Genomic DNA, 12,004 nt, shown 5'->3' with positions numbered 1-12,004 from the left:
ATACTTGGTTTCTGTCACAATGACCCGCACTTTAGCTGCACCGAAACTCTCCGCGCAGAAGGACACATCCATGGCCAGCGACCTCATCAAACACATCTCCGACTCTTCTTTCGAAGCCGACGTGCTCAAGTCCGGCAAGCCTGTCCTGGTGGACTACTGGGCCGAATGGTGCGGTCCTTGCAAGATGATCGCCCCTATCCTCGACGAGGTCTCGAGCACCTACGAAGGCAAGCTGCAGATCGCCAAGATGAACGTCGACGAGAACCGCGACATCCCCGCCAAGTTCGGCATCCGCGGCATCCCGACGCTCATGCTGTTCAAGGACGGCCAATTGGCCGCCACCAAGGTCGGTGCGATGAGCAAGGCGCAGTTGACCGCCTTCATCGACCAGCAACTCGCTTAACCGGTCTCCCTGCTGCCGTCGCGCAATGCGTCGGCAGCTTTCTTTTTTCCTGTCATAATTCCCCACAGATCACCGGCCCTTTCAGGTACCCGGTTCGAGTTCCCCGGTTTGTGAGGCATTTCTCGCCTCACATCAAACCTCCCCCTCCTCGTTTTGACAGCTATCCCCGCAAGGGGTCGTTCCATGCACTTAAACGAACTCAAGGCACTCCACGTGTCCGAAGTCCTCAAGCAGGCCGAAGCCCTTGAGATCGAAAACGTCGGCCGAATGCGCAAGCAGGAGCTGATGTTCGCGATCATCAAGAAGCGCGCAAAGGCCGGCGAGCAGGTTTTTGCCGACGGTGTACTCGAGATCCTGCCGGACGGCTTCGGCTTCCTGCGCAGTCCCGACACCAGCTTCACCGCCAGCACGGACGATATCTACATCTCGCCCAGCCAGGTGCGCCGATTCAATCTGCACACCGGCGACATGATCGAAGGCGAGGTGCGCACGCCCAAGGACGGCGAACGCTATTTCGCGCTGACCAAGCTCGACAAGGTCAACGACGGCCTCCCCGAAGCGAACAAGCACAAGGTGATGTTCGAGAACCTGACGCCGCTGTTTCCCAAGCAGCTGATGCGCCTGGAACGCGACAACTTCAAGGGCGACGAGAACATCACCGGCCGCATCATCGACATCATTGCGCCCATCGGCAAAGGCCAGCGCGCCCTGCTGGTGGCCCCGCCCAAGAGCGGCAAGACGGTCATGATGCAGCACATGGCCCACGCGATCAGCGCCAACTACCCCGAGGTGCACATGATGGTGCTGCTCGTGGACGAGCGGCCTGAAGAAGTGACGGAGATGCAGCGCACCGTGAAGGGCGAAGTCATCGCGTCGACCTTCGACGAACCGGCGGCCCGCCACGTGCATGTCGCCGAAATGGTGATCGAGCGCGCCAAGCGGCTGGTCGAACTCAAGAAGGACGTAGTGATCCTGCTCGACTCGATCACCCGCCTTGCCCGCGCCTACAACAATGTGGTGCCTTCATCGGGCAAGGTGCTGACCGGTGGTGTGGACTCGAACGCCCTGCAGCGCCCCAAGCGCTTCCTCGGCGCCGCACGCAACGTCGAAGAAGGCGGCTCGCTCACGATCATCGGCACGGCCCTGATCGACACCGGTAGCCGCATGGACGAAGTGATCTTCGAAGAGTTCAAGGGCACGGGCAACTCCGAAATCCACCTGGACCGCCGCCTCTACGAGAAACGCGTGTTCCCCTCGATCCAGCTCAACCGCAGCGGCACTCGTCGCGAAGAACTGCTGTTGCCGCCCGAGATTCTTCAGAAGACTCGGATCCTTCGCCAGCTCATGTACAACATGGACGAGATCGAGGCGATGGAACTCATGCTCAAGAACATGAAGGCCACCAAGACCAATGTCGAGTTCTTCGACATGATGCGTCGCGGCGGCTGATCAGCGAGCCGACAAGGCGCGCCCTTCGGCTGCGCTCTGACGACCGAGGTCGAGCAACTCCATGAGTTCGACCGCCTGGTCCGGCGTGACCGGATTCGGGCCCTTTCCGAGAATGGCATCGCGCACTGCGACGTAGTAGTCGACGTAGTTGCCCGCACGCGTGGGCAGCTTCCGCGTCTGTACGCGGCCGTCGCTTGCCGATATCGAGAGTTCGCCGTCGATCGGATCGGCACCCCAAGCCGCATCCGTCGGCCGTCCGCCGGCACGCAATGCATCTTCCTGTGGATCGACTCCGCGCTTGACGTAGCTTCCGCGCACGCCGTGCAGGATGTAGCGCGGCGCCGCATGCGCGGCCAGCGTGGTCGCGTGCAGAATCACGCGCAGCGGCGCATGCGAGCCGGTTTCGTAGCGGAGCACCGCATGGAAATAGTCTTCGACCAACGCCCCGTCACGCAAGACGGCGCTGTCGAGTTGCAGCGTATCGGGCCGTCCAAACAACTGGATTGTCTGGTCGAGCAGATGCGAGCCCAGATCCACCCAAAGGCCTGCGCCCGGCACGGGCTGCTCGCGCCAGCGTGCGCGCACTTCGGGTCGGTAGCGATCAAAGTGCGACTCGAAGTACACCGGCCGGCCCAGTTCACCGCTTGCCAGGACCTCTCGCAAGGTCAGGAAATCCGAGTCGAGACGGCGATTCTGGTAGACCGACAGCACGCGGCTGTTGCTCGCCGCCAGAGCGGCGAGTTCGCGCGCCTGGGTGGCGTCCAGGGTGAAGGGCTTGTCCACCACCACATGCTTGCCTGCAGCCAGCGCGGCCTTGGCTACCGGATGGTGCTGGGCATTGGGGGTCGCGACCACGACCAGATCGATATCGGCTCGGCTCAACAGCGCTTCGACGTCTGGAACCACGTCCACGCCGGGCCAATCCGCATGAACCTTGTGGGGCTGCGAACTCGCGACAGCACCCAGTTCAAGACCGGGAACGGCAGAAATCACCGGGGCATGGAAGGTCTGACCCGCAAATCCGTAGCCGACAAGGCCGGCGCGCAAGGTGGGTGGGGGCATGTGAAATGGGCCTCTGGCGCTAAAAGGGACCAGTATGCGATAATTGCGGGCTTCGCGAAAAGTGCAGCGCGGCGTTGTGCCGCGTCTTCCGTCAACGTGGGTCAATCATGAATGGCGGATTTGTGGCTCTCGCATCGACCAAAGGAAAGATCATGAAAGAAGGCATTCACCCGAACTACCGCGAAGTTCTGTTCGTCGACCTGTCGAACGGCTTCAAGTTCGTGACCCGTTCGTGCGCGAACACCAAGGAAATGGGCAAGACCGACGACGGTCGTGAACTGCCTCTCTACAAGCTCGATACGTCGAGCGAATCGCACCCCTTCTATACCGGCACGCAAAAGTCGGTCGACAACATGGGCGGCCGCGTCGAGAAATTCCGCAACCGCTTCGGCAAGACTGCCTCCAAGTAAGGAAGGCGCTTCCGTGTCGAGGGCAGCCCGGGTCACCGCGCTGCCCTTTTTCTTTTCAACCGACTTCCCTTTCCCCCTCCTCCGCCGTTGAACCAGCCGACGCCCGCAATCGTTGCCCAGAGCGCTGTGCGCCGTCTGCCGCGCATTGCATTGCTGATGCTGTGCGCGGCCTACCTGATGCCCGGCCTGCTAGGCCGCGGTCCCTGGAAGAGCGCCGACATCACCGCATTCGGGTACATGGCGGAATTGGCGCGCACCACGGAGGGCATCGCACGATGGTTCGACCCCATGCTGCTCGGGTTGCGTCCCGAGACGCCGGCGCTGATTCCCTACTGGATCGGCGCCTGGGCCATCAAGTTCGCGCCCGCATGGATCAACCCCGATCTCGCCGTGCGGATCGCCTTCGCACTCCTCCTCGCAGGCACCTTCGCCGCCACCTGGTACGCGGCCTACTACCTGGCCCGCACCTCGCGCGCACAACCAGTGGCGTTCGCCTTCGGAGGCGAGGCACAGCCGACCGACTACGCGCGCGCGATTGCCGACGGTGCCTTGCTGGCGCTGATCGCCTGCCTTGGGCTAGCCCAACTGGGGCACGAGACCACGCCGGCGCTCGCCCAACTCTTTTTCGCCTCCCTGCTGTTCTATGGCGTTGCCGCGCTGCCATATCGGCGCGTCGGCGCTTTCGTGGTCCTCCTCATCGGCACCGTTGGCATGACCCTGAGCGGCGGCCCGACTGTCGGACTTGCGCTGGGCATCGGCTGCGGTGTCATCCTCATCGAAGAGCGCAGGCGCGGCGCAGCAGACCAGCCTACGGACTCCGAACCCGTCTACACAACGGGAGCCATCGTCGCCGTGTTCGGCGCCACGCTGCTGGCAGTGATACTGGCCGCCGCGCTGGGCCTGCTGCAATGGAAGATCGATCTGCCCGGCCACCGCATCATTCAAGAGGTGCGCGACCAAGCCAAGCTGCTGCTTTGGTTCACCTGGCCGGCATGGCCACTTGCCATCTGGACACTGTGGCGCTGGCGTCGTCAGCTTACGGCGCGGCATGTAGCCCTGCCCTTGTGGTTCGTTGTCGTTCCCTTGCTCGCCACTTGGACCACCAATTTTTCCGAGCGCTCGCTATTGCTGGGCTTGCCCGCATTTGCCACATTGGCCGCGTTCGCACTCCCGACTTTCAGACGCAGCGTGGCGGCGCTGATCGACTGGTTCACGCTGCTGTTCTTCAGCGGTTCGGCCATCACCATCTGGGTGATCTGGATCGCGATGCAGACCGGGGTGCCGGCCAAGCCCGCGGCAAACGTTGCAAAGCTGGCGCCCGGCTTCGTGCCGCAGCTTTCCGTCGTGGCCTTCATCTTCGCCGTGACTGCAACGCTCGCCTGGGCGTGGCTTGTGAGATGGCGCACCGGCCGCCATCGCGCGGCACTATGGAAGACACTGGTACTGCCGGCCGGCGGCGCCGCCCTGTGCTGGACGCTCGTGATGACACTGTGGCTGCCAGTGCTCGACTACGCCCGAAGCTACGCGCCCCAGGTCCGCGCGATCTCGGAGCGCGTCGGACAGCCCTACTGCATCTCCGAGCTCGCACTCGACCGGCCCCATATCGCGGCACTTCGCCATCACGGCAACTTCAACGTACAACCGTTGTTGGGCGGCCAGGCATGCCCCTGGCTGCTCGTCGGCCCCGTGGCGATCGCGCGCCTTCACGAGGTCGTGAATCTCGACGGCTGGCGCCTCATCGGCACATTGCGTCGCCCGACCAGCCCGGCCGACGACTTGCTGCTCTATCAACGGATTGCCCCCGCAGGTGGCTAGCGAACGGCGTGTGATCGCGCGCCATGCAGCGACGGTCCTGGTCGGCCAACTGGCCGTCATGGCCTTCGGTGTCACGGACACGATCGTGGCCGGACGCTACGCCGAAGGCGCTCTTGCAGCCCTGTCGGTGGGCTCGGCGATCTTCATCAGCGTTTTCGTCTCCCTGATGGGTGCGCTGCAGGCACTCTTGCCCATATGGGCCGAGCTTCACGGCGCGAAACGTACGTCGGAAGTCGGTCGGTCGGTCCGGCAGTCGCTTTACCTGTGCGGCGCCGCGATCATCCTCGGGATGACGGTGCTGCTCTTTCCCGCGCCGATGCTTCGCTGGACCGAAGTGCCCGCGAGCATGCGAGGCGATGTCGAGGCCTATCTGGGTGTGCTGGCCTTTGCATTGGCGCCCGCATTGCTGTTCAGGCTGTTCAGCACGCTCAACCAGGGTCTTGGGAAACCGCAGCTCGTGACGTGGCTGCAACTGGGGTCACTGGGCATCAAGCTCCCCTTGTCGATCTGGTTCACCTTCGGCGGCGCCGGACTGCCCGCCATGGGGCTGGTCGGGTGCGGATGGGCAACGCTGGTGGTCAACTACACGATGCTCGGCGCGGCGATCTGGTTGCTTCACAACGAGCCGTTCTATCGCGAATACCGCTTCTGGCAGCACATCGAGGCGCCGGACTGGACGCAGTTGCGCCAGTTCGCGCGGCTGGGCGTCCCCGCCGGACTGGCCGTGCTGGTCGAGGTGACTTCGTTCACGCTGATGGCGCTCTTCATCGCACGCCTGGGCACGACGGCCTCGGCCGCACACCAGATCGCGTCGAACCTCACGGCCGTCGCGTACATGGTGCCCCTGTCGCTTTCCATCGCCACGAGTGCGCGCGTCAGTTTCTGGCTCGGCGCCGGCGATGACGCGCTCGCGCGGCGTGCGGGCCGCAAAGGCTTCGAATTGACGGTGTGCCTCGCGCTGCTGTTCGCAACGTCGATGGCCCTGTTTCGATGGCAGCTCGCCGGCATCTACTCTGGCAACCCTGCCGTGATCGCGCTCGGCGCAATGCTGCTGCTGGTCACCGCGGGCTACCACTTCGCCGATGCAGTGCAGACGCTGTGTGTGTTCGTGCTGCGTTGCTATCGCGTCACGGTGATGCCGCTGATCCTCTACTGCACCCTGCTTTGGGGCATGGGACTCGGCGGGAGCTACCTGCTGGCCTATCGCGGCATCGGCCCCTGGACGGCCATGCATTCGCCGCTGGCCTTCTGGCTCATGAGCGCCGTGGCACTGTCCCTGACCGCGGGGCTTTTTCTGATCCTGCTGGCTCGCACCGTCAGGCCACCGCGCTGACCGCCGCGGCCGGTCGCAGCCGCGTGACCGGAAACACCAGCGCGAAGCGCGAACCGTTGCCGACCGTGCTCTCGATGCGCAATTCGGCCCCGTGCCGTTGCGCGATGTGCTTCACGATCGCAAGGCCGAGCCCGGTGCCGCCGGTCTCGCGCGAGCGGCTGCGATCGATGCGATAGAAGCGCTCGGTCAGCCGCGGGATGTGCTCGGCAGCGATGCCGGGTCCGCTGTCGCGCACTGCGTATTCGCCGCGCCCGTCGGGAAGCAAGCGCCAGGTGACGGCCACCTGGCCGCCGGCGGGTGTGTAGCGGATTGCGTTGGTCACCAGATTCGACATCGCACTCTGCAGTTCGGTCGGCGCGCCTGCGATCTCGGTGTCCGCCTCCATCGAGAACGACAACTGATGGCCCTGCGTGCAAAGACGGCTCGAGAGCCCGCGTCCCTCGTCCTCGCATTGCGCCATGAGAGCCCGCATGCGGGTCCAGCGGCTGGCCGGCGGTGCCGCACTTCCTTCGAGGCGCGACAAGGTCAGCAGGTCGTTGACCAGCGTTTCCATGCGATGGGACTGCTGGCCCATGAGTGCGAGATAGCGCGATCTCTCCTCGGCATCCAGGGGCAGGTTCTGCAAGGTCTCGACGAAGCCGGCGAGCACCGTGAGCGGCGTGCGGATCTCGTGCGAGACATTGGCGACGAAATCGCGCCGCATGGCATCGGCCTGCTCGAGCGAAGTGATGTCGCGCGTGAGCAGCATCCGGCGATTGCCGGCGTACGGATGGACCTGCACCGAAAGCCGCGCCGGATGGCTGCGGTGCGGCAGTTTCGACGGCGCGTCGATCACGACGTCACGGCTGTAGTTCCACGAGGCCAGATAGGCGACGAATGCCGGGTCGCGGACCAGGTTGGCGAGATGCTGCAGCAGGTCGCGCTCGGCATCGATGCCGAACTGATCCGCCGCGGTCTGGTTGCACCATTCGATGCGTCCTTGCTGGTCGAGCAGCACCACACCGTTGGGAGAGGCCTGGATGGCCGCCAGAAATTCCTGCAGGCGCTCCTCGGCTAGCTGTGTCTCCTTCTCGCGATCGCGCAGCAGCTTGCGGATGCGCTCAGCGAGTTCGCCCCAGACGCCGGGACCGCGCGACGGCAGCCCGGAAACATCCTTCCGGAGAACGTCGAGAAGCCGCTGCGCGCGCCAGGCGTCGAGCAGCAGCCACAGGACGACGCCCAGCCAGGCACCCAGCCAGACGAAACGCCAGCCGAACGCCGCTGCAACGCAGCCGCCGACAAGCGAAGCGATCAGGAAAGTCGCGATACGAAACGGCATGAAGGTCCATTATCTCGCCCGGTCTTGCCCGGCGAGCCTTCTCACACCGTGGCCTGGGCCGTGAGCCGGTAACCCGCGCCACGCACCGTCTCGACCATCGGCGCGGCCGGGCCGAGCGATTCGCGCAGGCGCTTGACGTGCACGTCGACCGTGCGCTCTTCGATGTAGACGTGGTCGCCCCAGACCTTGTCGAGCAATTGCGCGCGGCTGTGCACGCGTTCGGCATGCTGCATGAGAAAGCCGAGCAGCTTGAATTCGGTCGGCCCGACTTTCAGAGGCGAGCCTTGCCAGGTGACGCGATGCGTCGCCGTGTCGAGAGCGAGTTCGCCGATTTCGACACGCTCGGTCACGACCTCGGGCGCACGGCGGCGCAGCACCGCACGGATGCGCGCCAGCATCTCCTGGGTTGAAAAAGGCTTGGTGATGTAGTCGTCGGCGCCGGCATCGAGGCCCGCCACCTTGTCGGGCTCGTCGCCACGCGCGGTCAGCATGAGAATCGGCATCGCCTTGGTGCGCGAATCCCTGCGCCACTGGCGGGCAAGCTGCAGGCCGCTCTGGCCCGGCAGCATCCAGTCCAGCAGGACCAGGTCGGGCATGAACGCATCGATCTCGCGCTGCGCCGCGGCGCCGTCCTCGGCCCAGATCGGATCGAAGCCGTTGTGCCGCAAATTGACGGCGATCAGTTCGGCAATCGAAGACTCGTCTTCAACGATCAGGATGCGGGGTTTCTTCATGAATCCTCAAATTCTCCGTTCGAGAGCGATCACTGCAACGCCGATTCGATTTCCTGCATCGAAGTGTGCCGCACGTCCGCTCCCTTGACGATGTAGATGATGAACTCTGCGATGTTCTTCGCGTGATCGCCAATGCGCTCGATGGCCTTCGCCAGGAACAGCAGGTCGAGGCTCGCGGAGATGGTGCGCGGGTCTTCCATCATGTAGGTGACCAGCTTGCGCACGAAGCCGTCGAATTCCTTGTCGATCAGGTCGTCGTCCTTCAGGATCGACAGCGCGGCGGCGGTGTCCAGCCGGGCGAAGGCATCGAGCGCCTTGCGCAGCAGGCCCGACGCCAGGTCCGCGGCAATGCGCAGTTCCGTGGAAGGCAGCGCGCGCGCCGATCCGCTTTCGATGATCGACTTGACCATGCGCGCGATCTTGTTGGCCTCGTCGCCCACACGCTCCAGGTTGGCGGTGGTCTTCGAGATGGCGATCAGCAGCCGCAGGTCACGTGCGGTCGGCTGGCGGCGGGCGATGATCGACGAGAGCTCGCGGTCGATCTCGATCTCCATCGCATTGACGCGGTGCTCGGTCTCCATCACGCGGTCGGCCGTCTCGGGGTCGAACTGCTGGAGTGCGTACACCGCCTGGTTGATCTGGGCCTCGACCATGCCGCCGAGCTCCATCACCCGCGAGGAGACCGTGTTGAGTTCGCTGTCGAACTGACTGGAAAGATGCTTTTCTGTCATGCGGCCTCCTTAGCCGAAACGGCCCGTGATGTAGTCTTCGGTCTCTTTGCGCTTCGGCTTGAAGAACAGTTCTTCGGTCGCGCCGAATTCGATCAGGTCGCCGAGGTACATGTAGGCGGTGTAGTCGCTGCAACGCGCCGCCTGCTGCATGTTGTGGGTCACGATGACCACGGTGTACTCGCTTTTCAGCTCGGCGATCAACTCTTCAATCTTGGCCGTGGAAATCGGGTCCAGCGCCGAGCACGGCTCGTCGAGCAAAAGCACTTCAGGCTTGATCGCGATACCGCGCGCGATGCACAGGCGCTGCTGCTGACCACCGGAGAGGCCCGAGCCGCTCTGTTGAAGCTTGTCGCGCACCTCGGTCCACAGGGCGGCCTTCTTGAGCGCCCACTCGACGCGGTCGTCCATCTCGGAAGCACTGAGGTTCTCGAACAGCTTCACGCCGAACGCGATGTTGTCGTAGATCGACATCGGGAAAGGCGTCGGCTTCTGGAACACCATGCCGACCTTGGCACGGATCAGGGCCACGTCCTGCTTCGACGTCAGAAGGTTTTCGCCGTCCAGCGAAATGGTGCCCTCGGCGCGCTGCTCCGGGTACAACTCGAACATGCGGTTGAAGGTGCGCAACAAGGTCGACTTGCCGCAGCCCGACGGGCCGATGAAGGCCGTGACCTTGTTCTCGGGGATCTCGAGATTGATGCCCTTCAGCGCATGGAACTTGCCGTAGTAGAAGTTCAGATCCTTGACCGAGATCTTCGCGCGTGTCGGTTGAGCGATTGTGGTTGGCATGGTGTTCAGAGCTTGTTTCGCGTGAGAACGCGCGCGAGGATGTTGAGGGCCAGGACGGCAACGGTGATCAGGAACACGCCGGCCCAGGCAAGATGCTGCCAGTTTTCGTACGGGCTCATCGCGAACTTGAAGATCGTCACTGGCAGGCTGGCCATCGGTTGACGCATGTCCGCCGTCCAGAACTGGTTGCTGAGCGCAGTGAAGAGCAGCGGCGCAGTTTCACCGGCAATGCGGGCCACCGCCAGCAGCACGCCCGTGACGACGCCGGCCCGGGCGGCGCGCAGGGTAATGCTCAGGATGACCTTCCACTTCGGCGTGCCGAGCGCGTAAGCCGCTTCGCGCAGGCCTGGGGGCACCAGTTGCAGCATGTTCTCGGTCGTGCGGATCACGACCGGAATCACGATCAGCGCCAGCGCCAGCGAGCCGGCGAGGCCAGAGAACGACTTGAAGTACGCCACCACGATCGCATAGACGAACAGGCCGATGATGATCGACGGTGCCGACAGCAGGATGTCGTTGACGAAACGCACGATGCTGGAGAGCCATCCCTTGGGGTTGTACTCGGCGAGGTAGATGCCGGCCATGATCCCGATCGGCGTGCCGATGAAGGTGGCAAGCAGCACCATGGTGAGCGAGCCGAAGATCGCATTGGCGATGCCGCCGTCCTCGTTGGGCGGCGGCGTCATTTCGGTCAGGGTGCTCAGCGTCAGGCCGCCGATGCCGAGGCGCAGCGTTTCCCACAGGATCCAGATCAGCCAGAAGACCCCGAAGGCCATCGCCGCCAATGACAGGGTCAGCGCAATGAAGTTGACGCGCTTGCGCACGGCGAACTTGGCCGCGCGTGTTTCCTGGAGCGTCTTGGCGCTCAGCAGACGTTCAGCCGTGCTCATGACTTGGTTCCTTCGCTCTTGCGCATCTGCATCAGAAGCAGCTTGGACAGCGACAGCACGACGAAGGTGATGAAGAACAGCACAAGGCCGAGGTACATCAGCGAAGCCTGGTGCAAGCCCGCCCCCGCCTCGGCAAACTCGTTGGCCAGCACCGAGGTGATGCTGTTGGCCGCCTCGAAGACCGAAAGCGAATTGAGCTGGTTGGTGTTGCCGATGACGAAAGTGACCGCCATGGTCTCGCCCAGGGCCCGGCCGAGGCCGAGCATGATGCCGCCGACGACGCCGGCCTTGGTGTAAGGCAGCACGACTTTCGACACCACTTCCCAGGTGGTCGAACCGAGCCCGTAGGCCGATTCCTTGAGCAGCGGCGGCGTCACCTCGAACACGTCCCGCATCACCGAAGCGATGAACGGAATGATCATGATCGCGAGGATGATGCCCGCCGACAGGATGCCGATGCCCACCGGAGGCCCCGACACCAGGGCACCCAGGTAGGGAACGCCCGCGAAGAGTTTCTGCAGCGGTTGCTGCACGAAGGTGGAAAGGATCGGCCCGAAGACCAGCAGACCCCACATGCCGTAGACGATGGAAGGCACCGCCGCCAGCAACTCGATCGCCGTGCCCAGCGGGCGCTTCAACCAGGACGGCGACATCTCGGTGAGGAACAGCGCGATGCCGAAGCTCACCGGCACGGCGATGATCAACGCGATGGCGGAGGTCGCCAGCGTCCCGTAGATCATCACCAGGCCGCCGTACTGGTCCTGCACCGGATCCCACACGCTGCTGGTGAGGAAGCCGAGGCCGAACTTCGAGATGGCGGGCCAGGCGCCGACCAGCAGCGAAAGCAGAATGCCGATCAGCATCGCGAGCGTCAACAGCGCGGCGCCCTTGGCGGCAAGGCCGAACAGTCGATCGGTGGTTGCGCCGCTGCGCGGCCGCTTGGCCGGCGGCGGACTCGCCGTGACGCGGGCGCGCTCGGCCGAAAGGTCGAGCGGCGTGGCGCTTGCGGGGAAAGTGGATGACACGGGTCGCTCCGAATGCGGCGCGCGATCAAGCGGAGTGCTCATACG

Annotated in this window: 12 protein-coding genes; 5 read left to right on the top strand and 7 right to left on the bottom strand. The window is 64.1% G+C overall.

Going from position 1 to position 12,004, the window contains the following annotated elements; translation table 11 throughout:
- Window positions 1–70 precede the first annotated feature (70 nt).
- Together trxA and rho are read left to right on the top strand one after the other, a co-directional pair.
- Window positions 71–403 carry a thioredoxin TrxA gene (gene trxA / locus AC1DHL_RS08910; RefSeq protein WP_183023723.1) on the top strand — a complete coding sequence of 111 codons (333 nt, stop codon included), beginning with the start codon at window positions 71–73 and terminating at the stop codon, window positions 401–403.
- 183 nt (window positions 404–586) lie between these two features.
- A complete protein-coding gene (gene rho, locus AC1DHL_RS08905) occupies window positions 587–1,852 on the top strand; it encodes a transcription termination factor Rho (RefSeq protein ID WP_478104081.1) in 1,266 nt (421 codons plus the stop codon).
- Here the strand turns inward: rho and AC1DHL_RS08900 are convergent, their stop codons facing one another.
- The gene (locus AC1DHL_RS08900) at window positions 1,853–2,914 is read right to left on the bottom strand and encodes an oxidoreductase (RefSeq protein WP_478161758.1); all 1,062 of its coding nucleotides are present in this window, start codon (window positions 2,912–2,914) and stop codon (window positions 1,853–1,855) included.
- A 152-nt stretch (window positions 2,915–3,066) separates the two neighbouring features.
- On the opposite strand from AC1DHL_RS08900, the gene AC1DHL_RS08895 reads away from it, so the two are divergent.
- The 3 genes from AC1DHL_RS08895 (at window position 3,067) to AC1DHL_RS08885 (ending at window position 6,472) form a co-directional block, all read left to right on the top strand.
- Entirely contained in the window at window positions 3,067–3,324 is a 258-nt protein-coding gene (locus AC1DHL_RS08895) for a type B 50S ribosomal protein L31 (protein WP_478104079.1), read from the top strand.
- A gap of 87 nt (window positions 3,325–3,411) precedes the next feature.
- A complete protein-coding gene (locus tag AC1DHL_RS08890; protein ID WP_478161757.1) occupies window positions 3,412–5,139 on the top strand; it encodes a hypothetical protein in 1,728 nt (575 codons plus the stop codon).
- Window positions 5,132–6,472 (top strand): MATE family efflux transporter, encoded by a 1,341-nt coding sequence (locus AC1DHL_RS08885; protein WP_478161756.1) that lies wholly within the window; start codon window positions 5,132–5,134, stop codon window positions 6,470–6,472. The genes AC1DHL_RS08890 and AC1DHL_RS08885 overlap by 8 nt, the downstream gene beginning before the upstream one ends.
- Here the strand turns inward: AC1DHL_RS08885 and phoR are convergent.
- Genes phoR through pstC form a run of 6 tightly spaced genes read right to left on the bottom strand, consistent with a single transcriptional unit; the run spans window position 6,456 to window position 12,001 of the window.
- Window positions 6,456–7,790, bottom strand: a complete 1,335-nt coding sequence (gene phoR / locus AC1DHL_RS08880) for a phosphate regulon sensor histidine kinase PhoR (RefSeq protein WP_478161755.1) — start codon at window positions 7,788–7,790, stop codon at window positions 6,456–6,458. The genes AC1DHL_RS08885 and phoR overlap by 17 nt on opposite strands.
- A gap of 41 nt (window positions 7,791–7,831) precedes the next feature.
- On the bottom strand, window positions 7,832–8,524 hold the full coding sequence (gene phoB, locus AC1DHL_RS08875; protein WP_478104074.1) for a phosphate regulon transcriptional regulator PhoB: 693 nt from the start codon (window positions 8,522–8,524) through the stop codon (window positions 7,832–7,834).
- Window positions 8,525–8,553: 29 nt separating this feature from the next.
- Complete coding sequence (phoU, locus tag AC1DHL_RS08870; protein ID WP_478104072.1) at window positions 8,554–9,255, bottom strand: phosphate signaling complex protein PhoU; 702 nt, start codon at window positions 9,253–9,255, stop codon at window positions 8,554–8,556.
- Between the two features lie 9 nt (window positions 9,256–9,264).
- Complete coding sequence (gene pstB, locus AC1DHL_RS08865) at window positions 9,265–10,044, bottom strand: phosphate ABC transporter ATP-binding protein PstB (RefSeq protein ID WP_478104071.1); 780 nt, start codon at window positions 10,042–10,044, stop codon at window positions 9,265–9,267.
- A 5-nt stretch (window positions 10,045–10,049) separates the two neighbouring features.
- Window positions 10,050–10,934: a phosphate ABC transporter permease PstA gene (gene pstA / locus AC1DHL_RS08860; RefSeq protein ID WP_478104070.1), complete on the bottom strand. Its 885-nt coding sequence runs from the start codon at window positions 10,932–10,934 to the stop codon at window positions 10,050–10,052.
- Window positions 10,931–12,001: a phosphate ABC transporter permease subunit PstC gene (gene pstC, locus AC1DHL_RS08855; protein ID WP_478161754.1), complete on the bottom strand. Its 1,071-nt coding sequence runs from the start codon at window positions 11,999–12,001 to the stop codon at window positions 10,931–10,933. The genes pstA and pstC overlap by 4 nt, the downstream gene beginning before the upstream one ends.
- Window positions 12,002–12,004 lie beyond the last annotated feature (3 nt).

It is taken from the genome of Variovorax sp. 10L426 (assembly GCF_056395305.1).
Note: the sequence above shows the minus strand (reverse complement) of the source record. Positions and strands in the feature narration are given on the sequence as shown.

Bases quoted from the DNA above. Each gene is read 5' to 3' on its own strand.
- pstC (WP_478161754.1), bottom strand. From the start codon at position 12,001: ATGAGCACTCCGCTTGATCGCGCGCCGCATTCGGAGCGACCCGTGTCA.
- pstA (WP_478104070.1), bottom strand. From the start codon at position 10,934: ATGAGCACGGCTGAACGTCTGCTGAGCGCCAAGACGCTCCAGGAAACA.
- AC1DHL_RS08895 (WP_478104079.1), top strand. From the start codon at position 3,067: ATGAAAGAAGGCATTCACCCGAACTACCGCGAAGTTCTGTTCGTCGAC.
- phoR (WP_478161755.1), bottom strand. From the start codon at position 7,790: ATGCCGTTTCGTATCGCGACTTTCCTGATCGCTTCGCTTGTCGGCGGC.
- AC1DHL_RS08900 (WP_478161758.1), bottom strand. From the start codon at position 2,914: ATGCCCCCACCCACCTTGCGCGCCGGCCTTGTCGGCTACGGATTTGCG.
- trxA (WP_183023723.1), top strand. From the start codon at position 71: ATGGCCAGCGACCTCATCAAACACATCTCCGACTCTTCTTTCGAAGCC.
- rho (WP_478104081.1), top strand. From the start codon at position 587: ATGCACTTAAACGAACTCAAGGCACTCCACGTGTCCGAAGTCCTCAAG.
- phoU (WP_478104072.1), bottom strand. From the start codon at position 9,255: ATGACAGAAAAGCATCTTTCCAGTCAGTTCGACAGCGAACTCAACACG.
- phoB (WP_478104074.1), bottom strand. From the start codon at position 8,524: ATGAAGAAACCCCGCATCCTGATCGTTGAAGACGAGTCTTCGATTGCC.
- pstB (WP_478104071.1), bottom strand. From the start codon at position 10,044: ATGCCAACCACAATCGCTCAACCGACACGCGCGAAGATCTCGGTCAAG.